Source organism: Rubrobacter aplysinae (genome assembly GCF_001029505.1).
GTDB lineage: Bacteria > Actinomycetota > Rubrobacteria > Rubrobacterales > Rubrobacteraceae > Rubrobacter_A > Rubrobacter_A aplysinae.
Genome location: NZ_LEKH01000003.1, coordinates 15,649 through 40,275 on the forward strand (window position 1 = coordinate 15,649; position 24,627 = coordinate 40,275).

22 protein-coding genes and 5 tRNA genes are annotated in these 24,627 nt (G+C 59.2%); 6 read left to right on the forward strand and 21 right to left on the reverse strand.

Annotation, left to right across the window (positions count from 1 at the left end; all coding sequences use genetic code 11):
- Nucleotides 1–16: 16 nt before the first annotated feature.
- Nucleotides 17–391 (reverse strand): STAS domain-containing protein, encoded by a 375-nt coding sequence (locus tag ABD53_RS04060; protein WP_053057661.1) that lies wholly within the window; start codon nt 389–391, stop codon nt 17–19.
- Between the two features lie 759 nt (nt 392–1,150).
- Here ABD53_RS04060 and ABD53_RS16795 point away from each other — a divergent pair.
- Nucleotides 1,151–2,896, forward strand: coding sequence for a hypothetical protein (locus tag ABD53_RS16795; RefSeq protein WP_152670566.1), 1,746 nt, complete (start codon nt 1,151–1,153; stop codon nt 2,894–2,896).
- A 102-nt stretch (nt 2,897–2,998) separates the two neighbouring features.
- Here the strand turns inward: ABD53_RS16795 and ABD53_RS04070 are convergent, their stop codons facing one another.
- Together ABD53_RS04070 and ABD53_RS04075 are read right to left on the reverse strand one after the other, a co-directional pair.
- The gene (locus ABD53_RS04070; RefSeq protein ID WP_200900274.1) at nt 2,999–4,087 is read right to left on the reverse strand and encodes a PDDEXK family nuclease; all 1,089 of its coding nucleotides are present in this window, start codon (nt 4,085–4,087) and stop codon (nt 2,999–3,001) included.
- 88 nt (nt 4,088–4,175) lie between these two features.
- Nucleotides 4,176–5,144, reverse strand: a complete 969-nt coding sequence (locus ABD53_RS04075) for a hypothetical protein (protein WP_152670567.1) — start codon at nt 5,142–5,144, stop codon at nt 4,176–4,178.
- 60 nt (nt 5,145–5,204) lie between these two features.
- Here ABD53_RS04075 and ABD53_RS17910 point away from each other — a divergent pair, with 60 nt between their 5' ends.
- The 5 genes from ABD53_RS17910 to ABD53_RS04105 all read left to right on the forward strand — a co-directional run bounded on the left by ABD53_RS17910 (nt 5,205) and on the right by ABD53_RS04105 (nt 8,973).
- Entirely contained in the window at nt 5,205–5,462 is a 258-nt protein-coding gene (locus ABD53_RS17910; RefSeq protein WP_047864506.1) for a helix-turn-helix domain-containing protein, read from the forward strand.
- A gap of 174 nt (nt 5,463–5,636) precedes the next feature.
- Nucleotides 5,637–6,623, forward strand: coding sequence for an AAA family ATPase (locus ABD53_RS04090; RefSeq protein ID WP_053057662.1), 987 nt, complete (start codon nt 5,637–5,639; stop codon nt 6,621–6,623).
- A 675-nt stretch (nt 6,624–7,298) separates the two neighbouring features.
- Nucleotides 7,299–7,505, forward strand: a complete 207-nt coding sequence (locus tag ABD53_RS04095; RefSeq protein ID WP_047864508.1) for a hypothetical protein — start codon at nt 7,299–7,301, stop codon at nt 7,503–7,505.
- Nucleotides 7,506–7,610: 105 nt separating this feature from the next.
- Nucleotides 7,611–7,790 (forward strand): hypothetical protein, encoded by a 180-nt coding sequence (locus ABD53_RS17915; RefSeq protein ID WP_407690103.1) that lies wholly within the window; start codon nt 7,611–7,613, stop codon nt 7,788–7,790.
- 217 nt (nt 7,791–8,007) lie between these two features.
- Entirely contained in the window at nt 8,008–8,973 is a 966-nt protein-coding gene (locus tag ABD53_RS04105; protein ID WP_235401321.1) for a site-specific integrase, read from the forward strand.
- An 11-nt stretch (nt 8,974–8,984) separates the two neighbouring features.
- Here ABD53_RS04105 and ABD53_RS04110 read toward each other — a convergent pair whose 3' ends face one another.
- The 18 genes from ABD53_RS04110 to purS form a co-directional block, all read right to left on the reverse strand.
- On the reverse strand, nt 8,985–11,882 hold the full coding sequence (locus tag ABD53_RS04110) for a class I SAM-dependent DNA methyltransferase (RefSeq protein ID WP_047864511.1): 2,898 nt from the start codon (nt 11,880–11,882) through the stop codon (nt 8,985–8,987).
- 204 nt (nt 11,883–12,086) lie between these two features.
- Nucleotides 12,087–12,368 carry a DUF7701 domain-containing protein gene (locus ABD53_RS18085; protein WP_456114847.1) on the reverse strand — a complete coding sequence of 94 codons (282 nt, stop codon included), beginning with the start codon at nt 12,366–12,368 and terminating at the stop codon, nt 12,087–12,089.
- A gap of 24 nt (nt 12,369–12,392) precedes the next feature.
- Entirely contained in the window at nt 12,393–12,890 is a 498-nt protein-coding gene (locus ABD53_RS04115; protein ID WP_152670568.1) for a RipA family octameric membrane protein, read from the reverse strand.
- A gap of 4 nt (nt 12,891–12,894) precedes the next feature.
- Complete coding sequence (locus tag ABD53_RS04120) at nt 12,895–13,275, reverse strand: TIR domain-containing protein (RefSeq protein WP_047864513.1); 381 nt, start codon at nt 13,273–13,275, stop codon at nt 12,895–12,897.
- A gap of 178 nt (nt 13,276–13,453) precedes the next feature.
- A tRNA-Phe gene (locus ABD53_RS04125) sits at nt 13,454–13,526 on the reverse strand.
- A gap of 37 nt (nt 13,527–13,563) precedes the next feature.
- Nucleotides 13,564–13,637, reverse strand: a tRNA-Asp gene (locus tag ABD53_RS04130).
- Between the two features lie 99 nt (nt 13,638–13,736).
- The gene (locus tag ABD53_RS04135) at nt 13,737–15,287 is read right to left on the reverse strand and encodes an alpha-amylase family glycosyl hydrolase (protein WP_047864681.1); all 1,551 of its coding nucleotides are present in this window, start codon (nt 15,285–15,287) and stop codon (nt 13,737–13,739) included.
- A 428-nt stretch (nt 15,288–15,715) separates the two neighbouring features.
- Nucleotides 15,716–15,787: transfer RNA gene (locus tag ABD53_RS04140), tRNA-Val, on the reverse strand.
- Between the two features lie 16 nt (nt 15,788–15,803).
- Nucleotides 15,804–15,879: transfer RNA gene (locus ABD53_RS04145), tRNA-Glu, on the reverse strand.
- 86 nt (nt 15,880–15,965) lie between these two features.
- Nucleotides 15,966–16,038 (reverse strand) — tRNA-Lys (locus ABD53_RS04150).
- Nucleotides 16,039–16,104: 66 nt separating this feature from the next.
- Nucleotides 16,105–16,569 (reverse strand): phosphate-starvation-inducible PsiE family protein, encoded by a 465-nt coding sequence (locus ABD53_RS04155; protein WP_047864514.1) that lies wholly within the window; start codon nt 16,567–16,569, stop codon nt 16,105–16,107.
- Nucleotides 16,570–16,580: 11 nt separating this feature from the next.
- The gene (gene purH, locus ABD53_RS04160) at nt 16,581–18,161 is read right to left on the reverse strand and encodes a bifunctional phosphoribosylaminoimidazolecarboxamide formyltransferase/IMP cyclohydrolase (RefSeq protein WP_047864682.1); all 1,581 of its coding nucleotides are present in this window, start codon (nt 18,159–18,161) and stop codon (nt 16,581–16,583) included.
- Between the two features lie 96 nt (nt 18,162–18,257).
- Nucleotides 18,258–18,881, reverse strand: a complete 624-nt coding sequence (gene purN / locus ABD53_RS04165) for a phosphoribosylglycinamide formyltransferase (RefSeq protein WP_047864515.1) — start codon at nt 18,879–18,881, stop codon at nt 18,258–18,260.
- The gene (gene purM, locus ABD53_RS04170) at nt 18,874–19,908 is read right to left on the reverse strand and encodes a phosphoribosylformylglycinamidine cyclo-ligase (protein WP_047864683.1); all 1,035 of its coding nucleotides are present in this window, start codon (nt 19,906–19,908) and stop codon (nt 18,874–18,876) included. Before purM ends, purN begins: the two co-directional genes overlap by 8 nt.
- Nucleotides 19,909–19,918: 10 nt before the next feature.
- Nucleotides 19,919–21,433: an amidophosphoribosyltransferase gene (gene purF, locus ABD53_RS04175; protein ID WP_047864516.1), complete on the reverse strand. Its 1,515-nt coding sequence runs from the start codon at nt 21,431–21,433 to the stop codon at nt 19,919–19,921.
- Between the two features lie 74 nt (nt 21,434–21,507).
- Entirely contained in the window at nt 21,508–23,709 is a 2,202-nt protein-coding gene (gene purL / locus ABD53_RS04180) for a phosphoribosylformylglycinamidine synthase subunit PurL (RefSeq protein ID WP_235401328.1), read from the reverse strand.
- Nucleotides 23,702–24,379, reverse strand: coding sequence for a phosphoribosylformylglycinamidine synthase subunit PurQ (gene purQ / locus ABD53_RS04185; RefSeq protein ID WP_047864517.1), 678 nt, complete (start codon nt 24,377–24,379; stop codon nt 23,702–23,704). Before purQ ends, purL begins: the two co-directional genes overlap by 8 nt.
- A gap of 19 nt (nt 24,380–24,398) precedes the next feature.
- The gene (gene purS / locus ABD53_RS04190; protein WP_047864518.1) at nt 24,399–24,623 is read right to left on the reverse strand and encodes a phosphoribosylformylglycinamidine synthase subunit PurS; all 225 of its coding nucleotides are present in this window, start codon (nt 24,621–24,623) and stop codon (nt 24,399–24,401) included.
- Nucleotides 24,624–24,627: the final 4 nt, after the last annotated feature.

The following is a 24,627-nucleotide window of genomic DNA, read 5'->3' on the forward strand; positions in this document are numbered from 1 at the left end:
ATCCGACGATCCGGTTCTAGGATAGACCATCGGTCCGGCCAGATAGCGCGGCCTCCCGGCTGTCGTAGACCCCGAGCACGTCATCGAGGTGGGTGATGCGCAGTATCTTCATGGCGGCTTCCCCGGCGACTATCCTGAGGCCGCTCCCGGACTCACAGAGCTCCCGGTGGTAGCCTATGAGCACCCCGAGACCGCTGGAGTCCATGAAATCGACGTCGCTGAGGTCCACCAGCACAGGGCTCTGCGGGCTCACCCCGGCGCACGCGTCCCGCATCGCCGAGCGGAACCTGGGAACCGCGTACAGGTCTATCTCGCCCGCCACCGAGACCACCGGCACGCCTTCATACTCGGTGACCAGCACGGTGAACCCGGATGTCCTGCCACTCTCCAACCGCTCAGCGCCCCCTCTCCGTTCTCCCGAGGTCCCAGAGGAACCAGCCCAACAACCAAATAACGATCGGACGCATAGACTCTAACGTAAAAATCGTCTCCCGACCACACCAATGAGGGGACCAGCGAAGCGGCTGCGTCGCAGAGAGGAACTTATTTATAGGACACGTAGGACACACGGGCGCCACGCTCACGCTAGACACCTACTCGCATGTGATAACCGGTAATAGCCCCCGACGGATAACCAGAGACTTTTGTATGTTCGTCGTATTCCCTTTATATAAGCAGATTGGGGAAGTGGCGGGACACGGATTCGAACCGTGGACACCGTGAGCTTCAATCTCTCCAAAAGTGTCTCAGCCTGTTTCCTGTTGTGTGCTTTTTCCTTTATCTAAGGCGATTTTTCCTCGCGATGTTGCAGGCAGTTCCAGCTGGTGTGTACGGGTTAGAGTCAAATTAGAGTCAGATTTATCATGCTTCTCATTCTTGCGCCTGTGCTTGCACGCTTCACTACACTATTAGACACTTCGATTGTAAGTAAGACGTCGATCTTGAGTAGGATATTGTATGAGGCACGTTCTGGCACTTGACCATGTCGCAAATAGGAAACTTCCGCTAATCCCGACAGGGTAGAGTATAAGAAATGGACCGACCCTATAACCGTACACTTTGGTTTTAGTTGCCCGCTACGGAAGGCACGCTGAAACTTGCCTAGGCTGCTCGGGCATTTGTGAGATAAGTTCTAGATAGGAGTATTCGCTTGTCTGAAACTACGCTTGATAGGCCGGAGATCGTCACCTTCGATGTCCCATACTCAGCTTATGGTCAATTACGAAATGAAGGCTACAACGTTCAGCAAGCTAGTTTTGGTGCTCCATATGAGGTCCCTCAAAGTGATGGATTACTGCCAGTAATTCCGAACTCATTTCTTCCAGAGAACCTCATAGAACAGGACATTCTGCTGGTCGATTTAAACCCACAGGATTTCAGATCAAGTGCAGAGGGCGGGAAGGTTGTATCCGACGCAGAGTTAGATGTATGGGCATCGTGCTATCGAGGATTTATAGATCCTCGGCCAAGGGCTTGTGATTTTGCAGCCTCGCAGATGAATCGCGTACTTGAGGGTGGTGGTGCCTTAGTCATATTTGCGGCACCGTCTCTGCCTCAAAAGCAGTTTATCGGTCGAGGGCGTGGTTACTATCCCCTAGAGTCATACCAACTTCGCGAAAAGTCGCCTTATCCCCGAAACTGCTGGTCTTTCTCAAACATATCAACTACTTTAGAAGTTAAACCTAGTAAGGGACGAGACCTAATAATAAAGGACTCACAGAGAGATTCACTACAGTTTCTCTTGGAAAGATATGCAGCCAAATCTCAATTTGAATGCACCATACAACCGCCCCCATCTCTTAAGGGGTATTGGCAAATTCTCGCAACTAACCGCTTTGATGAGTGCGTTGGCGCGATGATCCACGATGAGGAACATCCGGGTTTGATTCTTGTACTCCCGCAAGTTGGCGATAAGTCCGGCTTTCTATCCGAGCTAATGAAAGATGTACTTCTGGAACTGAAACCGAAGCTGTTCCCTGAGAGTGAAAAAGGTAGGTGGCTAGAGCATCCCGAGTATGAGGCTATTGTCATTAGCAAGCTCAAAAGGGAGATAGAGCAAGTCCAAAGAGAAGCCGAAAATAGGATAGAGAAATTATGGGAGCAGGTAGATACCGAAAGAGACAAAGTACAGCATCACTATGATTTACTTACCGAGACAGGGGATTCGCTAGTTACATCAGTTAAAAAGTGTCTAGAGGAGCTCGGTTTCGAGCAGGTCGTCGATGTAGACGAGAACGTTGACGCCACCGAGAGCGAACGACGGGAGGATCTTCAGATCCTCGATGAGGAGCCCTTCTTGATTGCAGAGGTTAAGGGCATAGCCGGTATTCCTAGAGACGAAGATGCTCTAGCGGTTGGTAAATACCTTGTCCCCCGTTTAAAGCAGTGGAAGCCTAAAGATGTTCAAGGGCTATCTGTAATCAATCATCAGAGGAACATTCCAGCACTTGATCGTGAGTTCCCTTTCCGGGATTTGGTGGAAGATAACGCTAGAGATCAGAGCATTGGGTTGCTTTCTACATGGGAACTATTCAAGCTACTACGAGGTTTCCACATGTGGGGATGGGACAAGAAAAGTCTGAAGCCCTTGTTCTATAGAACAGGGATTATCGAGGGAATACCCGAGCACTATGCGCATGTCGGTACTGTGGAACGGTATATGGAGAAAGAGGGAAAGCGTATTGTGGGTATTAGGATAAAGGCAGAATTAAATCGTACAGATCGTATAGCTTTTGCTCTTCCTACTGAGTTCTACGAGCAGGACATTCAGTCGCTCCAAATACAAAACAGGGATATAGAGACGGCTACAGCAGATGATATTGTAGGCACCATCACTGAGTTAACCAGGGAACAGGCGAAGGAGGGGTTAAGGATATTCAAAGTGCGTGGGTCGTAGTTCTTCTACTAACTTAATAAGCTTCTTTGTTTCAAACGGTTTCTAGTAGACTGCCACCTATCTACGGTGACGGTCTAATATGCACTCGCTAGGCCTAGTGGGCTATCCGTTTATCTTAAACCTTTCCGCTAGCCGATCGAGAGTGAACCGGTTACGTAGCTTACAGGCCGAATGCTGGCTCGCAAACATGCCTTTTTCCCACACTGCGTCCCCCACGGGTACAGTTGTCTCCCACTCTACGCGAACCGCATACTCTGAGAGATTTGGATCGTCAGCGTCTTCTCCCATTTGATCTGCTCTATGTGGAGCTTCTAGTATTGACAGTATTTTACCGTCTACCTCTACGGTAAAGTCTCTTATCGGAACTACTTCTTCAATAACAGTGCCGATCCCCACATAACCTTTGCCCGGGACGTTAACGGATACGCGAGCCCCGGGAAAGAGATTCCCAAGCGTTGCACTATACCAGCGCCCGCCTCCAGCAGATACAAACCCGTAACTCCGGCAGTCCTCCCAGTTTCTACGATGATCTTCCCCTAGAGAAACGTAGAAGTCCCTACCGTTCCACGGTTCCTTGCTGGATTTGGTAGGTGCTACAAGGCTAGCTTGTGACTCAGCCTGATTAGGATCTATGAGCCACGTGCGAGCTAGGTACTCGCTTTCACCATCTTTGAAATATCTGAAAAACACGCCATTGATAGGCACACCATAGTTGGTGGACAAGTAATCTATGATTCGCTCCGTGCTGCTGTCCAACTCGGAAGCAACTATCAGGAGTCTGTGGCTCTCATTAAGGCGTTCGGGGAGTTCCTCTGTGTCAAACTGCTCGGAAAAAGCCTGCTCGAATGGCTTACCAGAGTGTTGCTCCGTGTAGATGTCAGTTATCCGCTCATACGTAAGACCCTGTACCCAAGAGGCGTAGTCGAGGACCTGAGCTGCTACCTCTCGCGGCGTCATATTCCTCTTTAACTCTATAACGGTTACATCACCGTCACCATCAATCGCGAGTAGATCTATTCTGCCGCCATGATCGGTTTGCACCTGACTGCCTATGAGCATCAGCGTGGGGTCTAGTATTCCGATGTCGCTCTTGAGTATGTCCTCCAACCGGGATTCGGCTTCTATGGAAGTAAAGCGCAACCTTTCGGGCTCACCATTGTTTACCCTCCATACTCCAACCTCTACCGGCATGGAAGCTTCCTTCTCACTGGATTAAAGACTCTCCTCTTACTCAATCGTAGTGTACTCTGTACATGCTATTGTCGTGTCGTTAATCAGGCTAGACGCTAGGCAGCTTATTCCGGAGACCGTGAACGTCGGGTAGTTTTTCTAGCGGCTTAATTATCGCCTTGAATGCCGCTTTGTACGCTTTCTCAAACTCCCTTCTCCTGCTAAATGTTTCGTCGGGATGTCTCTCATTCCAGAGCTTTCTCAACTCATTCAGGTCGGGGAGCGTATCCTCTTGCAGTACATTATTGAGTACCGTACGCAGCACCCTCACTCCTTTGGGTTGCGTCGCACCGGAACGTCCTGATCGTTGCCGTAACTCTCGGTAAAAGTCGCTCACGGTTTTGGCGGACACGTAAGGCGAGGTGTAGATACTGATAGTGTCCAAACTACGCTTACCCGTAATAGCCGGGATGAGGGAATGCTCCCCAGTGAGTATGAAATGAATGGCTTCAGCCTCGTGCCAGCCGTACTCTCCTGCAAGCAACGAGCCTACAGACTTTAACCTCCTGAAGTTGGAGCCTTGAGACACCGTAACCGTTGCTATACGGCCCTCTGCATCTAGATATTCGAGGTCGATTCCCTCAGAGGTCGCGTTCGTTGCCAGTAGCTCTCGGGCTTCCTCCGGGGAGAGGAGCGAGTTTGGCAAAAGCCTTTCTCTTAAAAGCCGGACTTGAGGACGCCAAGTAGCAGCAAGTGCGTAATACTCGCTCACCGCATACATGCACTCCAACTCGTAGTCGGTTAGATCCGCTTCTGGTGACCGTACTTCCTCTCCCCGTTGTGGTCCCGGAGGCAGAGTAACGCGTTCGCTGCTTCGGGCAAGGTTCCTCTGCGCCACCTTGATCTTCTCAAAATCCGCCACAAGGTCTTCATAGTGGTAAGCCTCACGTTCGTACTCGTCCAAAACACCCAGTTCCCGTAGCGTTTCCATGCCCGCGTCGAAGTCTGGTAACGCTCCAACATCTGTCCGCAACCTTTCCCGCAGACGATCTTCTGATGTGACTTCTGACCTATCCATAAAGCCACACGGTATCACATCCATGTAGTTCAGGAACGGCAGGCGAACAGAGGAGAAAAGATGAACGAGAAGATCGAACCTACATGGCTCACCTATGAGGAGGCGGGCCGCCTCGTAGGTTTGGGACGCACGACACTGTGGCGGCTGGCCCGGAACGGCGACATCAAGACCGCTCGTGTGGGGCGTGCCGTCCGGATCGAGAGGCAGAGCTTGGAAGCGTATTTGAGGCTCCAAGCCCGAGACTTTGAGGTCGATAACCAGAAGGCTCGGTCACTAATCGAGCGCGAGGGAGTACGGAGGTATCCTGATGGAGCATAAGGCCGAAACCACACTTTTGAGCGTGGTGGCAATCTTCGATCTTCGCCAGCAAGACGCCGTAAGGCGTTTACACAGTGAGCGGTCTGGGTGGCGTGGATACGCCGAGATAGAGATGCTCGACCAAAACCATGCTGCTCTCATTATGCGTCCCGGCGGGGCGGCGAGGAGGTGTGTATGAGCCCCTACGATAGCTTCCAAAACGCTTACGAGAGCACGCACAGCGGGGCGGCGACATTTAGTGCGGTGGGACTCATGGCCATGGATCTCCCCCCTGTGCAATGGTGCGTGCCGGGTCTGTTGCCAGAAGGGGTAACGATACTAGCTGGCAAGCCGAAGCTAGGTAAGTCGTGGCTATCCCTCAACCTCGCGCTCGCCGTCGCCTCTGGTGGACTGGCTCTAGGAGCACGGCAGGTAGAGCGCGGTGAGTGTCTGTATATGGCCCTTGAGGATAACCAACGGCGGCTACAGAAGCGGCTCTCTAAACTCCTAGGTGGTGACGATCCGCCGGGGGGCCTACATATGGCTACATCGTGGAGAACGATGGACGATGGCGGCGCGGAAGACCTCGATAACTGGCTGCAGGACCATCCTCAGTGTCGGCTCGTGGTCGTAGACGTACTGCAGAAGGTTAGACCTCACGCTGCGGCCAGTCAGGCTGTCTACGCGAGCGACTATCGCGCTCTACAAGCCCTGCACGAAGCCGCTGCGAAGCATAGCGTGGCAGCACTGGTGGTCCACCATCTCCGAAAGGCCGAGGCCAATGATCCGCTAGACGAGATCAGCGGCTCCACCGGACTCTCAGGCGCGGCAGACGGCATGCTTGTATTGAAGCGTGACCGTGGTCGTAGTGAGGCTTACCTACACGTGGACGGGCGAGACATAGAGGAACCTGCCGAGCACGCCCTGATGTGGGACTCCGAAAGCTGTAGTTGGACACTCGCCGGAGATGCTGAAGAGTTCCGCATTAGCCGGGAGCGAACCGAGATTCTCCGAGTATTGGAGGAATCTCCCGCAGGCATGACGCCTACTGAGATCGCTGACGCTTCAGATAGAAATCCAAACTCCACGAAGAAGCTCGTCTGGAACATGAGCCGCGATGGTCAAATTACTTCGGATAGCGGACGGTACTATCCGGTAACCCGTAACCTTGGTAACCCGTAACCTTGGTAACCCGGTAACCGAGCTACGGGAGCCAGTTAACGCTGAGCCAGAACCCGGTAACTCTAGTGGTAACGCTCAAAATCCGAGCGAGGACAGGGTTAGCGGCACTCCGAGTTACTCGGTTACCGAAGTTACCAGTTACCCTGACAATAGCACCGCCGACCACGGGAGACGGCTGACCGCAGACGAAGTTGCTCGCGTCCAGCGCCGCATACGGGAGGGTATAGAACCTTCCCTTGCCCGGCGTGAGGTTCTAGGGTAAGGGAGTTTATATGAGGGTTCGAGAAACCCTTTATCTAACCTTTGCCTACCCTTTATCTAACGGTTGCCAATGATTTATACGAATGGGCATGGGTGAAAGGGCAATCGCGTAGAGTTCGGCCCCTCCTCTTGTATGTTTCAAATGTCCGGTTAAATATGAAAAACGTCACGCGCATTTCGGAGGTGTGGGTATGGCTTCTATAGGCCAATATACTCACGTCCAAATCCCCGAATAGTGGTAGTAGTATGGACTAAAAGCTCCAGTACAGCCTGAGATTTCAGCTGATACGCGAGATTTTCGAGCCCTATCTAATGTTGCAAATGTACGATTATGTGCTAGAATGTATTTAGTCACATAAAGATGGCCCCGGCGACGCGCCAACGTCCCGAGGCCCGGACCACAAGGGGGATCTTGTGATCGAGCAGAGTCTAGCGCGGGAGCCGCGCATCCAACAGGAACCGGTCGCTGAATACACCACCCACGAGCAAAGGCTTATCCGGGCCTACCTCGAAGGCGCGGAGAGTGGGATGGTGGAGGCTCGCGGGTACGGCCTCACCGAAGACGAGCGGCGCGACGCGGAGCGCCAAGCTCACGCTCTGTATGGCAAGGACGTTGATTAAGAGAGTGGGGTATCCGGGCCGAAGGGTTACACCCTTCGGCCCTCCCCCGAGAAGGAGACAGAGGTGGCGATCAAGATCAGCGAGCTTGAGGAGCATTGGCTAACTGTGTCGCAGGCTGCGCACAGGCTGGGGATGACCCGCCAGCAGACCTACAGGCTCACTCAAGATCAGAGACTGAGAGCCGCGCACGTGGGCCGGGATGCACCCGGCGGGCGCGGGGTTCTAGTTGTGGATTCCGCATCTGTCGAGAGGTACGCACGAGAGCAAGGCTTGTCCGCGACGTAGTTGGGCGTTGAGTCTCCTAGTCGGCTTCTGTAGAGGGCAGTTATCTTAAGAGGAGAGCAGCGTGAGTAAGAGACGTGGCAACAATGAGGGAACCATCTCGAAGCGGAAAGACGGGCGTTGGTACGGGCGCTACACCGTACAGACTCCGGATGGCCCCAAGCAGAGAAGCGTGTATGGCAAGACTCGGGCTGAAGTCTCTGAGAAGCTAACTAAGGCTATGGCCGATAGGGACTCGGGGCTAGTCTTCGACTCGGAGAATGTCACAGTCGAGGAATATCTCAACCGCTGGCTTACCGATAGTGTCCGGGATACGGTGCGCCGGTCTACGTACGACAGCTACAAGCGAATGGTGGATAATCATCTCGTACCCGGCGTAGGGTATGTGAAGCTCTCGAAGCTCAAGCCAGATCATCTCCGGCAACTCTACCGCCAGAAGCTGGATAGCGGGCTATCTACCCGGAGTGTTCAGTACATGCACACCATCGCTAAGAAGGCGCTCAAAGATGCCGTTAGGATGGAAAGAGTACCCCGCAACCCGGCAGACGCCGTTGATCCTCCGAAGCTCGTGCAGGACGAGATACACCCGCTCTCAGCCGCTCAGGTTCGAGCGCTACTGGCGGCTACGGAGGGGGAGCGAATACAACCTCTCTACACCGTGGCGGTACACACTGGCATGAGGCCCGGCGAGATGCTCGCCCTACGTTGGGAGGATGTAGACCTCGACACCGCCGCAGCGAGAGTAAACAGGGCACTCTCGGATAGCGGTGAGATGAACGAGCCCAAGACGGCCAAAAGTCGCCGTCGTATAGAGCTATCCGCCGCTGCCGTTTCCGCTCTCAGGGCGCACCGCAAGCGCCAGCTAGAGGAACGAATAGAGAAGGCTGGTCTCTGGGAAGATTACGGTCTCGTGTTTCCCTCAGAAGTAGGTACGCCTATGAACCGCCACAACCTTAGCCGGACATTCAAGAAGCATCTACGCAGGGCGGAGCTTCCCGAGACCTTCCGGCTCTACGATCTCCGCCACACGTGCGCTACGCTCCTGCTCTCCCGCAACGTACACCCCAAGTACGTTCAAGAGCTACTAGGACACGCGGGCATAACGCTCACGCTCGACACCTACTCACACGTGATTCCCGGCATGGACGGAGGTACGGCCTCCGCGATGGATGAGGCGCTAGGCTAGACGCTGTACCTCTACGTAGTCCAACCGTATGTGGTTATGCAGTCAGCAGTGACAAGATGGCTATCTTTGTCTACGCTCGAAGGGAGGCCGGGGCCAGTAATAGGCTGGCCTTCCTTCTCCTGTTCAACAAGGTTGCCGTTCAGAGCCAACAGGAACGTGAGAGGATCTTCTTGCCGGTCCATGCCGTAGGCTGCCCTCACCGCTTGGTCGAGTCGGGTGTGAGCTTCTTTCAACGGGTTAGCTCCGGGTAATTCTAAAGTACGGTAAAGTTCCCGGAAGTTCCAACTATTTTTGCTCATAACAGACCGACGCAGTTCCCGGAGAGAAACCGCTGCTTCCGCAACAGAATCTATCTTTTCTACTGAGGGTTGCTGGGGCCAAGGGAAAGAGTCGAAGACTGTATCAGAAGTGTAACGGAAGTCTCCTTTCAGTGTAGAGCACCTCTCCACAAACCACAGCCAGTGAATGTCAGATTGGAGGATGCCGAAAGAATAGTCGTCCGGCAACGGGAACACTTGCAAAGCATCGTTAGGCCGCACATTACTGCTTACAAACTCAAAGATCGGACGCTTAGTAACGCGTCCACAGACGATATAACGGGTCATCTCGCTAACCCTTTGGATCAACGGCTCCCGCACATAGGACATTAGCCACCACCTATTCAAAAAGTTACGGTGGTGCTTGTTAACTTTGGCCTTTGGATTCTCCGCTAATGTTGTCTTATTGCGCCGTTCTTCTTTATCAGCCTTTTCTTGACGTGCGGGCAGCACCATGTCTTTGAGCCTGCCAAAAGGCTCGGAATACCTCGTAGCGGATAGCTGATCCTGTGGATGGAAGTCTATTGCGTACCGACGGGGAGCCGGAGGTATATTTCCAAGTAAGTCATCCGCGATCAAATACGGAAATAGCACTTCGGAGCTTTCGGATGAGTGTTCGATCATCTGCTGCGCTTCGTCGGGAGTGAGCAAAAACCCTTCGTGGCCGTGAGTCTGTCCCTGATAGCAAGCGGGCGCGTCAGCGTTGGTCACTAGCTTCTCTGCACTCGTCACGTCAAACTTGCCAGAAAGCGCGGCATTTATATGGTCCAGTTCCACCATCTCGAAGTTGCTATCCCGTCTGTCTCCAAGCTGCCTGTATAGACGCTTCGTGCCAGACTCTTCACCTTTGATCCAATTCACGATAGAGACGTGGACTGCGGCCTCCCCAGACCACACCTGAGTAGAGACTGCTTCGGTGATAGTTCCACCATTCTGGGAGATATGGTCGAGGCTGCCTTCACGAGAATCATTTTGGCGAATAGTATTAGTCCCGACCAACCCTGCTCTCTGACCGGCGGCAAGCTCATCGTGAGCTTTCCTGAACCAGTACACACAGTAGTCTGCCTTGCCAGACACTTCGGGGTAGCGGCTACGCACAAGATTCGCATAGGCCGCGCCAAACTCGTCTTGCAGCTTGTTCTTGGATTGATACGGAGGGTTGCCCACTATGGCGTTGACTTTGGGCCACTCGTGGAAAAGGGCGTCGTCACAAATGATATTTCGCTCAAGATTATCCAGTGGCAGCGGCGCGTCGAAGTCCAGCGGCAGATCTATATGCTGCTCCTTGAGCATGTCTTGCGTTTCTTTCAACGCAAGCTCTTTACCGAGTACCATCGTAACCTTTGCTAGCTCCGCTCCAAAGGGATTCTTTTCGATTCCGAAGAACTGTCGTGGACTCAGAACAGAAGCCTGAGCCTGTTGAGAAGAGAACTTATCGTGTATCTTCGCGAGTAGATCTATCTCGATGCGCTTGAGTTCACGGTAGGCGATGTACAGAAAGTCTCCCGCTCCACAAGCCGGGTCCAGCACCTTGAATTCCAGAAGTTCTCGCCTGAGCGACTGCAACTCCCTAAGAGTGTCGGCTGCTTCCACACGCTCCCGCCACGGGCGCACGATAGTGGGTGTAATGATCTTCTCTATATCTGCCTCGCTCGTGAAATGAGCACCGTAAGCGTGGCGCTCTTCTTTGCCCATACTGCTCTGAAAAAGCGTGCCGAAGATTTGAGGCTGCACCTTTCCCCAGTTCTCGGCTGCTGACTCCGCTAACAGCTCGATTTCTTCAGAGTTCAGATCCATCGGCTCTACAACCTGAAAGATACCGCCATTAAAATAAGGTATTCCCTTGTAGCGCCCGGCCTTCGCCGGGGACTGAGTTCCCATCTGTCGGAACAAGTTTCCGATAAGATCGTAGGCACTCTGCCCGTTGCGGCAGTCCTCTATGATCTCGGTAAAGAAGCCTCTGGGCAAAAGATCGAAGTCTTCAGAGAATAGAGCCACTACACATTGGAGCACGAACCGCTGCGCCTCGCTCTGCTCTTCACCTCGGCTTACTAGAGAGTTGAAGACCTGAGCCACTTTGTCAGCAGCAGCCTGCGTTACCGCTACACGGTCGTTACCAAACTGCGGTCTTCTCTTATCTGGGTCGGCAGAGAGAAAATTCAGAGCCATATAGCGATTAGGTAGCTCTTCAAGGAGCACCTTGTCTACCGGCTCTTCTAGTTGCTTGTCGAAGTCGTAGATCCAAAACTCATCAAAGTTACAAAGCACGACGTATTTGGGGCGCTGCGGTACTAGACGTAGCCAGTATTCAAAGATCTGACGATAGTGCCGTTCTAGCTTCTCTCCACGCTTTTTCATCTCCAATAGCAAATGCGGACGCCACAGGAGATCAGCAAACTTCGTACTCTTCCCGGTATGTCGGATGCGGTACTCTTGGATAGCCCCCGCTTCCTTCAATCCCTCATGCCCGAACGCTCTAAACAGGCGCTCGCAGAAGACAGGAGCCTCGCCCTTCTCGTCTCCAGTCAGGCTATGCGCGTATGCCACAAAGTTACGGAGATTCTCAATCGTCTGCTTTGTCGAAGCCTGCATAGCTCTCTCCTCCCCTACAAAGACCCCACTACTCGGCTAGCCAAATAAACAAACCAAAGAAGTGAATGTAATCCTAACAGGCATGGACGGCGAGACCGCAGCCACCATGGACTAGGCGCTAAGATAACTCCCCACGCTTTGTTAGAGTGGAGGCTACCCTGCTTCTGCTTTAGCAGTCTTTGACATAGCCATTTACAGACGAGATTAGCTTGCGGATACTTTTCTTATAGCGTCTACAAAAGGCTCGTCCTGAGCTTGTACATTGGCCGATAGATTAGCGAAAGGCACTATAGATTCGTGGGCGGGATTACTCTGGCTCATCCACGCGGACCAAGCATCATGCACATCCTTAGCTTCCACCTTTTGGCCTAGAGTCAGTGCAAGAACAGCATATAAACGGAACAGGAGTTCTGAGTCTTCGTTAGGATAGAGATCCTTAGGGAGTGCTTGTTTAATCTGCTCGGCTATTTGATCTATGTAATTCATCTTCTAAGACTATAACCTACGTACTTAGAGAAAGAGAACAGCTAAATACAAGAGCAAGAAAACCAACGGAACGAGAGTCTCTACGACAGTAAACTCTAAATATCGCTGTATGAAGTTGCGCCATCTCTTTGGATGCTCTTGTTTAATTATCTGCCACTCATCGTAGTAAATCTTGAGAGGTAGTTTTTGCTCAGCGTTATTTATGACCGTGAATTTTGCTGCGTTTAGATTTCTGTAGCTCCTAATAAGAAGAGCCCAAGTAAATGACACGATGATCCCGGCTACCGCAACTGGCCATACAGTTTGGAGCTCAGCCACACCCAAGAAGGACAACAATGCGGTGTTGACAGTAACGAAGAAAGCGTTTGTGCTTACCCGACGAGCGGACATTCTGTCCGTCATTTCCACTGCCAGCTTGTACAACTCCATATACTCCGCCGAGAGAGGAGCGCTTCCCTCTAGCTCAGCGGATTGCTCCGAGCCAAGGTCTTCTCCGCTCTCCTCGTGAGCTCCTTCAGTCAAGCTGCTACAAGCCGTCTATGAATTCCGCTATGTCGCTCTGATCCCACTTGATCTTCTTCACCCCGTTCATCTCGGAGGGAGAAGACGAGTCATTGGAGTGTATGTGGACCCCGATTAGAGGTACACCCTCGTCTTTTGCACAGGTGATCTCCCACTTCTCTCCGTCCGAACTCATGGAGTTACTACTGAGCAGAGCGATCACCCCATCGCAGCCCTTGATCCTAGTGCGGCAGTTTGTCTTCCATGAGTTATCCCACGGCTCCTTAGCCGACATATCTATGTAGTTAGGGAGGGAATTCGTATTAAGAGACTGCCCTTTTAAGAAGTCACGAGAATTCCTGTCCTCAATGGCAAACGCAATAAAGATCCGCTTGTCGTCACTCACTGCCCTCTCCTTTCTGAGGCTCTTATCGGGCAGCGAAGTTGCAAAAATCCTCGCAACCAAGCTGTAGAGCCAGTCTACCCACTCGCTAGAGTCAAACTAGAGTCAAGTCTCTTTCAGCTACCAAGACGGGACTCCTTGAAACTCGCTATAATCCCCTTAGATATGCGGATTAATTAAGTGGCGGGACACGGATTCGAACCGTGGACACCGTGAGCTTCAATCACGTGCTCTACCTACTGAGCTATCCCGCCGTCTCATCTGGCTCTTTGACCCGAGCCACCGGGCGGGCGGGAGCGACGGGACTCGAACCCGCGGCCTCCGGCGTGACAGGCCGGCGTTCTGACCAACTGAACTACGCCCCCGCGCGAGGAGGAGTGTATCAGACGGTTTGCGGCTTTGCTAACCTTTGCAGCACTTTGTAGTAGAGAGGTCCGACTGCCCTGGGAGCCGCCCTTCGGGGGCTATGCAGAGATGCCGGATAACGAGACCAATAGCCCTTCATCCGGCCTTACGCCAAGGCTGTTGAGGCCCACCTCTCCGTCGCGGTCCAGGTGAGTGGAGCAGAGCACCTCGCCGGATGGCCCGGATCGGCTGAGATCCAGGGTCGCGGCTTCCGGGCCGAGGTTGAAGATCGCCAGCACCCGTTGGCCGCCGCACTCGCGCACGTAGGCGAAGATCCCGTCCGCCCCGACGTTCAGTGGATGGTAGGAGCCCGCCTCTAGCGCCGGGGTCTGGTGTCTGAGGTGTATCAGGCGCCGTACCAGGGAGAGCGTGGAGCGCGGATCCTGGCTCTGGGCGCGTACGTTGGCCGAGTCCGATTCGGGGAGCGGCAGCCAGGGCTCGACGTCGGGGGGGCAGAACCCGGCGTTTGGCGAGTCGTCCCACCGCATCGGGGTGCGCGCGGGGTCGCGGTTGTACTCCGGCGTGTGGATGCCTTGCGGATCCCGGGTCATCTCTGGTGGGATCTCGGCGTCCATCATACCGATCTCGTCTCCGTAATAGCAGGTCGGGCTGCCGCGCAGGGTTAGCAGCAGCATCTGGGCGACCCTGGTCCCGGCCTGTCCCAGGCGGGTGGCGAGCCTCGGGTTGTCGTGGTTGCCGAGCACCCAGTTCGGGGACGCCCCCTCGGGGAGCGCGGCCTCATACTCCTCGACGAGCGATTCCAGGGCCCCGGCGCTCCACTCCGGGATCTGGACGAGGCCGAAGTTGAACGGCAGGTGCAGCCCGTCGAGCTCAGTACCGTAGTAGCGCATCAGACGCCCCAGGGGCAGGTAGAGCTCGCCTATGAGCACCCTGTCCCCCTCGTACTCGTCGGCTATGCTCCGCATCCGCCGCACCACGTCGAGCACCTCGGTCTGGTCGTCGGTGTATACCCTGTGCTGGCGCTGGGAGGCCGGGTCTCCCGCTCTCCAGTCGGGGTTTGGCGGGTTGTCCCGGAGCCCCTCGTCCTTGAACAGCGAGGAGAGCGCGTCTATGCGGAAGCCGTCCACGCCGCGGTCCAGCCAGAATCGTAGGACGCCGTACATCGCCTCCCGGACCTCGGGGTTGCGCCAGTTCAGGTCGGGCTGGCGGGTGTCGAAGGTGTGCATGTAGTACTGCCGCGTGGCCTCATCCCAGGTCCACGACCCGCCGCCGAAGATGCTCTCCCAGTTGTTCGGCGGCCCACCGCCGGGGGCCGGGTCGGCCCAGATGTACCAGGCCCGTTTCGGGCTCTGCCGGGAGGAACGGGCCTCCACGAACCAGGGATGCTCGTCGGAGGTATGGTTCGGCACGTAGTCCAGGATCACCCGTATCTCGCGCCGGTGAGCGCCCTCCAGCAACTCGTCGAAGTCTGCGAGCTCTCCGAACAGTGGGTCCACGCCGCAGTGGTCGGCGATGTCGTAGCCGAAATCCGCCATCGGGGACGGGTAGAATGGAGAGAGCCAGACGGCGTCCACTCTCAGCCACCGCAGGTAGTCGAGCTTCGAGACCACGCCGGGCAGGTCTCCCACCCCGTCGCCGTTCGCGTCCATGAAGCTGCGCGGGTAGATCTGGTACACCACCCCGCTCTCCCACCAGAACGTGGGCCGACTCAATACATCCCCCCTCAAACTCTCACCTTCCAAGAGGATTTCCCCGGATGGAAATCCTCTGCCGTGGCTTTCAGTGTCTATCCAGGACGGTATCTTCGGAATCGTTATAGTAGACCCGTACGCCGGTAGCGTCCAGCCCGTGGGGCGCTCTTACAGTGGCGGGCGAGGCGGAGTTACACGCTACGCGCGTGGCGAGGTTACGAACGGAGGCTCAGAACCTCGATGGATGGCGTGACCGTAAATTGACCGTCACCGCCTCGCAAACAGCGGCACGTCACGGAGCAATTCCGGGGTCGAGGCGCTAGTGGCGGGATTCTGAGAACAAGATTCCGAGAGAAAGGAAATCTTTACCTATCTGCTTTATGGAGTGGGCGATGCTGGAATCGAACCAGCGACATCTTCCTTGTAAGGGAAGCGCTCTACCGCTGAGCTAATCGCCCTCGTATTCGGCCGCCGTGGTGCCCCCAACGGGATTCGAACCCGTGCCGCCGCCTTGAAAGGGCGGTGTCCTGGGCCACTAGACGATGGGGGCCCGTATGGCGCTCGTGGTGCTTGTGGCGCGCACGACGCGTGTGACGGTACTCTAACAGGCTACGGCGGTATCCACCCGGCCGCCTGTGAGCCAGGAAGGAATCGAACCTTCGACACGAGGATTAAAAGTCCCCTGCTCTAACCACTGAGCTACTGGCCCGAAGCTCAATACGCCACTCTACTCCGGCGAGAGTTTATCAAATGGGAGCGGGCTTTCTACGACTCTCTACGCCCCGTTCAGGGACTCCCTGTTGGCCTTCCGGTTGAAATACAGCGCCGCCGAGAGCGCGACGACGAGCGCGGTGAGCACGCCGAGCTCTATCAGGAGGTCCCGGAACTCCGGCGTGCCGAGGCTCTGCTCTATAGAGACGGTCACGGCCAGGATGCGCCTTACGACGGCTATGATCCCGATGAGCAGGAAAGGCTCGGCCACTATCTCCCGCTCCCTGACGATGGTGCTTATGGTGGAGAGGAGCTCGGCGAAGATGAATACCAGGAGCACGCTGTCGAGCACGTTTAGCGCCGTCTTCAGGAGGCCGTTCTGGACCACGGAGAGCACTTCTTTGCCCGCGGCGGCGAACACCAGCAGTATCATCGCCACCAGGAACAGGGCGGCGACGTAGTACACCACCTTCTCGGCGGCGTCTATTACGCGGGTGATCCGGGGGCTGTTTCCGCTTCCAGAGTCCATAGCTCCCAATCCTAGTGCAGAAAGTGACGCCGGCCCGTAAATACCATCGCTATTCCGCGCTCGGCGGCGGCGGAGATCACCTCCTCGTCCCTTTTGGAGCCGCCGGGTTGTATGACCGCCGTGACACCGGCGTCTGCGAGTTGCTCCACGCCGTCTGCGAACGGAAAGAACGCATCGCTGGCGGCCACGGCTCCGCGGGCGGCGTCTCCGGCTTTTCGGGTGGCGATCTTCGAGGAGTCGACCCGGCTGGGCTGTCCGGCTCCTATCCCGACCGTCGCCCCGCCGCTCGCCAGCACTATGGCGTTGCTCTTGACGCCCCGCGCCACCCGCCAGGCGAAGTTCAGGTCGCGCATCTGAGCCTCGGAAGGCTCACCCGCCACCGCCCGGTAATCCGAGCCGTCCTCTATCCGGTCACCCTCCTGTACCAGAAGGCCCCCGGTAACCGGCTTCGCAGAGAGCCGGGGGCTCCGGAGCGGCCCGGCCTGGAGCAGTATCATGTTCGGCTTGGCCTCGAACACCTCCAGGGCGGCGGGGCTGAACTCCGGGGCCACCAGCACCTCGGTAAAGACCCGGGAGATCCCCTCTGCGAGATCCGCGTCCACGCCCTGGCTGAGCGCCACGATGCCACCAAACGCGGAGACCGGGTCGCCGTCGAAGGCCCACTGGTAGGCCTCGGAGACCCCGGCGGCGACCGCCGCGCCGCACGGGTTGGCGTGCTTGACGATCACGGCGGCGGCCCCATCCGGCTCCCACTCCGTAAGGTCCGCGAGCACCGAGCGCGCGGCGTCCACGTCGTAGAGGTTGTTGAAGGAGAGCTCGCGCTCACCGAGCCGCTCCACCCCGGAGAGCAGGTGCTCCCCGCCCGCGTCGGCATAGTAGGCGGCATCCTGGTGCGGGTTCTCACCGTAGCGCAGGGGCATGAACCGCTCCTGTTCCACCGTGCGGCGCTCGGGGAACGCGTAGGTCTCCCCGTCTCCACCGTTCCCGTTGTTTCCGTCCCCGTCGTTTCTCTCTCCGCTCGCGAGCCAGCCCGAGATGCTGGCGTCGTACTCGGCGGTGCGGCGGAAAGCGGCGAGGGCGAGGGCGCGGCGGCTCTCCTCCGATACGTGACCCTCGGAGGAGAGCTCTGAGAGGACCTCATCGTAGTGGTCAGGCCCCGGCACCACCGTGACCGAGCGGAAGTTCTTTGCCGCCGCCCGCAGCATCGTCGGGCCGCCGACGTCTATATTCTCGATGGCCTCCTTCTCCTCCACCCCGGGGGCGGCGACCGCCTGCTCGAAGCGGTACAGGTTGACGCAGACCAGGTCCACGGGGGCGATGTCGTGGCTCACGAGCTCGGTGACCTGATCCGGGCTCTCCAGGTCTGCCAGGATCCCGCCGTGTATGCGGGGGTGGAGCGTCTTTACCCGGCCTCCGAGTATCTCCGGTGAGCCCGTGACCTGCTCCACGGGCGTTACTCCCATCCCGGCTTCTGAAAGCTCCCGGGCGGTGCCGCCGGTGGAGATGATCTCGAACCCCATCTCCGAAAGCCGCCGGCAGAACTCGACCACCCCCGTCTTGTCGGCCACCGAGACCAGAGCCCGGCGCCTCATGGTGCTTACGCCCTGCGAACCCTGCAAATCCTCTCCCTTCCCCTTCGTTCGACGCGTAATTTACCCGGAAGCCTTACCCACGAGCCGACTATCCGGCTAGCCTGGAGGCCCGTCCGTAAGCCGCTCCCGGAAGTGCATCCGTACGGCCTCGACCAGCAGCCGGTGCTCTACAGGACGTATCCGCTCCATCAGAGATTCCAGGGTGTCGTCCGGGCGTACCGACAAGCCTTCCTGGAGGATAACGGGGCCGGAGTCCACCTCCTCGGTGACGTAGTGTACCGTCACCCCGGTTTGTGGCACCCCCGCCTCCAGGACACGCTCTACCGCCCCGAGGCCCTTGAACTCCGGGAGCATCGAGGGGTGGACGTTGATCGTGGCCGGAAACCGGGCCAGAAACTTTCCGGACAACAACCGCATGTATCCCGCGCCGACCACGAGGCTTACGTCGTACCGGGCGAGACGGTCCGCAAGCTCTGAGTCGTACCCCTCCCGGTTCCCGGAGCCGTCCGGGGCGACGTGCTCGACGGGTATCCCGGCCGTTCGCGCGCGCTCGAAGGCGTACGCCCCGGCCCGGTCCCCGGCGACGACCGCGACCTCCTCCGGGTAGGCGTCCACGAGCGCCTGCAGGTTCGTGCCCCCGCCAGAGGCCAGCACCGCGATCCGGCAGCCTTCCGGCAGCCGGAGCCCGCGCGCATCAGACCGATCAGAGAAGTCAGACAAACTCCACCCCGGCGTCCGCGAGTACCTCGCCTATACGCCAGGCGCGGCAGCCAGAGGACCTTAGGGCTTCCACGGCCCGCCCGGCCTCTCCCTGCGGCACCACCGCGCACATCCCCACCCCGAGGTTGAAGACCCGGCGCATCTCCGCTTCGGGGACTCTCCCGAGCGACCGTATCATCCCGAACACGCCGGGCTCCTCCCAGCTCCCGGTCTGTATCCGGGCCCCGAGGCCGCCCAGGACGCGGGGCAAGTTGCCCTGGATGCCGCCGCCGGTTACGTGGGCCAGCGCGCGCACCTCCACCGTCCCGCGCAACGTCTCGACCTCCCGCACGTACGCCCGGTGCGGCTCCAGGTACTCCTCTCCGAGCGTCCGCCCGCCCAGCGCCTCTGGCAGATCTTTCCAGGATAGCCCGGCGTCGGCGACGACCTTGCGGGCCAGGGTGTAGCCGTTGGTGTGCAGCCCGCTCGCGGCGAGCCCGACGATCTCGTCCCCCGGTCTGACACCGGACCCGTCCAGCGCCTCGGTCCTCTCGCAGGCCCCGATACAGCATCCGACCACGTCGAAGTCGCCGTCGCCGTAGAGCCCGGGCATCTCGGCCGTCTCCCCGCCCATGAGGGCGACGCCATGCCTGCCGCAGGCGTCGGCGGCCCCGCGCACCACCTCGGCCACCGCCTCCGGGTCAAGCCTGCCGCTCGCGACGTAGTCGAGGAACATCACCGGACGGGCGCCCGTGGCGAGCACGTCGTTCATGCAGTGGTTGGCGATGTCGGTCCCGATGGAGGCGTAGCGCCCGGTCTCGCGGGCGACCATGACCTTCGTCCCGACGCCGTCTATGGTCGAGGCCAGCACGGGGTCGGTGTAGCCCGCGAGACTGTACAGCCCGGCGAACCCGCCCGCGCCGGAGACCACCCGCGGCCCGTGGGTGGCGGCCACCGATTCTTTCATGAGCTCCACCGCCCGCTCCCCGCGGTCTATGGAGACCCCGGCCTTCTCGTAGCTGTCCCGGGGGCTGTCGCCGGCGCTCAAGTGGCCCCGGCTAGCGGCGCACCGCGCCGGATACGGGTGCGCCGGATACGGGAGCACCGGAGGCTCCCGCTACGCCTTCGAGCGCGTGCTTGCTGGATGAGCCTCCGGTCGGATACTCGCCATCGAAGCAGGCCCGGCACAGACGTCCCTTCTCCTGCCGGGTGGCGGCCACCATGCCGTCGGTAGAGAGATAGGCCAGGCTCGTGGCCCCGAGCTGGGCCCGGATCTCCTCTACCGAGTAGTTCGCGCCCACGAGCTGATCCGGCGTATCCATGTCTATCCCGTAGTAGCACGGTCCGATCACCGGCGGCGAGGACACCCGGAAGTGAACCTCCCTGGCCCCGGCCTCGAACAGCAGCTCGACCAGCTTGCGCGAGGTGTTGCCCCGCACGATGGAGTCGTCTATCACGACGACGCGCTGGCCCTGGATGACCGAGGGCAGCGGGTTGAGCTTCAGCCTGAGGCCGAGCTGGCGCATCCCCTCGGTCGGCTGGATGAAGGTACGCCCGACGTAGCGGTTCTTTATGAGGCCCTCGGCGAAGGGGATGCCGCTTCTCTTAGAGTACCCGGCCGCCGCCGGTATGCCGGAGTCGGGGACCGGGATGACCACGTCCGCCTCGGCCGGGGACTCCTCGGCCAGGATCTCCCCCATCCTCTCCCGGGAGCCGGCGACCTCCCGGCCCGCGATGTGCGAGTCGGGGCGGGCGAAGTACACGTACTCGAAGACGCACAGCGCATGACGGCTCTCCGGCGCCTCGACCCTGTAGCTCGTGAGCCCTTCGTCGTCCACTACCAGGATCTCACCGGGCTCCACGTCGCGCACGAACTCGGCCCCGATAATGTCCAGCCCGCACGTCTCGCTCGACACGACGTATCCTCCCTCCACGCGCCCCAGGCACAGCGGCCTGAACCCGTGCGGATCGCGGAAAGCCACCAGCTTCTCCCCGATCACCATCCCAACGGAGTACGCCCCCTCCATCCGGCGCATCGCCAGACGCACGGCCTCACCGACCGGCAAAGTCTCGCGCTCCAGCTCGCGCATTACGCTCGCCGCAATAAGCGCCGTGTCCGAGGAGGACCTGAACTCGAACCCCTCGGCCACGAGCCAGGAGCGCAGCCCGGCCACGTTTACCAGGTTGCCGTTGTGGGCGAGCGCCACGTTGTTCTCCCCCCGACCCAGAAACTCCGGCTGGGAGTTCTCCCACGAGGCGGATCCGGTCGTGGAGTACCGCACGTGCCCGAGCGCGAGATGCCCGCCTTCGAGCGACCGCAGCCGCGACTCGTCGAAGACGCGGCTCACGAGGCCGGTGTCCCGCATTGCCAGCGTGCTCTCACCGTCGGAGACGGCTATCCCGGCCGCCTCCTGGCCCCGGTGCTGCAGCGCGTACAGCCCGAAGTACACCCGCTGCGCCAGCTCCCCGGCCAGCTCCCGCGAGCGGATACCGAAGACCCCGCACTCCTCCTTTGGCTTCTCGTCCGTAATGTCTGGGATTTCGCTGGTAACGCTGCCGGCGGGATCTACCATCGCGGGATCTCTACTCCAGAGGATCTACTACACTGAACCGAACGTCGTAACTATATTACTTTCGCACACAGGTATCATCCACCACCGGCGAAAAGATCCCTCCCATGTGCTCCGGCGAGCTCCTGCACCGGCACGTTTACGAGCCCGGCCACGGAAAGCCGGCTACCGCCGGTGCTCCCGACCCGCGAGTGATCCACCCCCCGCATCGCACCCTCGAAGTCCCCGGTCTTTTCTTCCGGCACGGCGATGACGAAGCTGCCCCCGCACTCCCCGAAGAGCGCCACGTCCATGCGGGCCCCCGGCAGAAGCGAAACCTCTGCGCCGAGACCGCCCGCCAGGGACATCTCGGCCAGCACGACGCCCAGCCCGCCGCCCGAGAGGTCGTGGGCGGTGTCCACGATCCCGGCGGACACCGCCCGCCGCACCGCGTCACAGGTACGTTTTTCCGAGGCGAGATCCGCCCGCGGCACCTCGCCCGCTACCCTGCCGTGCAAGATCTCCAGGTACTCGGAGGCCGCGAGCGTGGGCCGAAAGCCACCGACCACGTACACGGCGTCGCCCTCGCGCTTGAAGGCGGGGGTGGCGTGGCGGCGGACGTCGTCCATTACGCCGACCATCCCGATCACGGGGGTCGGGTAGATCTCACCCATCGAAGTCTCGTTGTACAGGCTGACGTTCCCGCTCACCACCGGCGTCCCGAACCCCTCGCATGCCTCGGATATACCCTCTATACACCCGGCCAGCTGGTAGTATCCCTCCGGCTTCTCGGGACTGCCGAAGTTCAGGCAGTCGGTGACGGCGGCGGGCTCCGCGCCGACCGCCGAGAGATTGCGGTAAGCCTCGGCGACGGCCGCGGCCCCGCCACGATGCGGGTCCAGGTAGCACAGCCGCCCGCGCCCGTCGGTGGTGATGGCGAAGCCCCGGGTACCGCCTCCCGTGGCTTTTACCCGCATCACGGCCGCGTCTGCTCCGGGCAGGACCACGGTATCGGTGCCGACCTGATGGTCGTACTGTTCCCACACCGACCGCCGCGAGCACAGGTTGTGGTGGGCGAGCATCTTTAGTAGAGCCGCGTCGTAGTCCTCGGGAGGCGGTATCTCCTGTACGTCCAGCTTCTGGGCCTCATCCAGGTAAGCCGGGCGGACTATCTCGCGCTCGTAGGCCGGGGCGTCGGCCAGAGCCTCGGCGGGGACCGAGCCGCGCCGTATCCCCTCGTCCAGCACCCGCAGCTCACCGTCGCCGGTTACGCGACCTATCGTCGTGGCGAGCAGCTCGTAGCGTTCGGCCAGACGTATCACCTCGTCCGCCCTGGCGGGCTCCACGACCGCGAGCATCCTCTCCTGGGACTCGGAGATCATGACCTCCCAAGCCTGCATCCCTTCCTCGCGCCGGGGCACCTTGTCGGCCTCTATCTCTATCCCGACCCCACCGCGCTCGGCCATCTCAGAGGCGCTGGAGGTGATGCCGGCCGCCCCGAGATCCTGCAGAGCCACCAGCATCTCCCGCTCCAGTAGCTCCAGACAACACTCGATGAGCATCTTCTCGGCGAACGGGTCGCCGACCTGCACGTTCGAACGCTTCTCCTCCGACTCCTCCGAAAGCTCTCCGCTGGCGAACGTCGCGCCGTGGATGCCGTCGCGCCCGGTCTTGGAGCCGAGCAGCACTACGACATTGCCCGGCCCCTTGGCCTTGGCGCTCACGATCCCGTCCGAGCGCACGATTCCGACGCACATCGCGTTCACCAGCGGGTTGCCGGAGTAGGCGGGGGCGAACTCGATCTCACCGCCCACCGTCGGTACCCCGACGGCGTTCCCGTACCCGCCGACGCCGCGCACCACCTCCCGGAACAGGTACTCCGTCCGCCCCTCCGACGGCTCGCCGAACCGTAGAGAGTTCATCAGCGCCACCGGCCGAGCCCCCATCGCCAGGATGTCGCGGATGATGCCGCCGACCCCGGTAGCCGCCCCCTCATATGGCTCGACCGCCGACGGATGATTGTGGCTCTCCATCTTGAACGCCACGGCCCAACCCTCGCCGATGTCTATGGCCCCGGCGTTCTCGCCCGGCCCCTGCACCACACGCTCGCCCTCGTTCGGAAACCGGCTCAGGAGCGGCCGCGAGTTCTTGTAGCCGCAGTGCTCGCTCCACATCACGCTGAACAGCGACAGCTCCAGAAAGTTCGGCTCCCGCCCGAGGAGCCCCAGGATGCGCTCGTACTCGGAGTCCGAGATCCCGAGCGCCGCGTAAGTCTCCTCCACACCCGCCCCCTCAGACACCCGCGCCCGCCTTCGCCGCCCCCTGCAGAATGGAGCGCAGGATACACAGCCCGTCGTCCAGACCGAGCACCGGGTCCGAGGCCCTCTCCGGGTGCGGCATCAGCCCGACGACGTTACGCGCCTCGTTGCACACCCCGGCTATGTCTCCCGCAGAGCCGTTCGGGTTCTCCAGGTAGCGCAACACCACCCGGCCCTCCTCCTCCAGCGCGCGCAGCGTCTCCGCGTCGGCATAGTAGTTGCCCTCGTTGTGCGCCACCGGCAGCGTGAGCTCCGCTCCAGGCTCGCACGCGGCCGTCCACGGCGTCTCCACGCTCTCCACCCGTACGCGGGTCCGGGTACACACGAACCTCGTGCTCTTGTTTTGCAACAATGCTCCGGGAAGTAGATGTGCCTCGGCGAGGACCTGGAAGCCGTTACACACCCCTATAACGGGCCCGCCGTCGCGGGCGAACTCTTCTAGCGGTCCCATGACGCCGGAGAAACGAGCTATTGCGCCGGGGCGCAGGTAGTCGCCGTAGGAGAAGCCGCCGGGGACGAAGACGGCGTCAACTCCCTTGAGGTCGGCGTCGGCGTGCCACAGCTCGACGGGCTCGGCGCCGACGCGTTCGAGGGCGGAGAGCGCGTCGCGGTCGCAGTTGGAGCCCGGAAAGATCGGGACACCGACCCTCAACGCGACGCCCCTGACTTACCTACTCGACGATCTCCCACTCGTACTCCTCTATAGTCGGGTTTGCGAGCAGGCGGCGGCACATACCCTCGACCTCTTCGGCGCTCTCGACCTCCATCTCGACCAACCGGCCGACGTGGACGGACTTCACACCCTCGAAGCCCAGCGCGGGCAGCGCCCGGCGCACCGCCTCGCCCTGCGGGTCCAGGATGCCCTCCTTCGGGCGCACCATGACGCGGACCTTCAAGCCG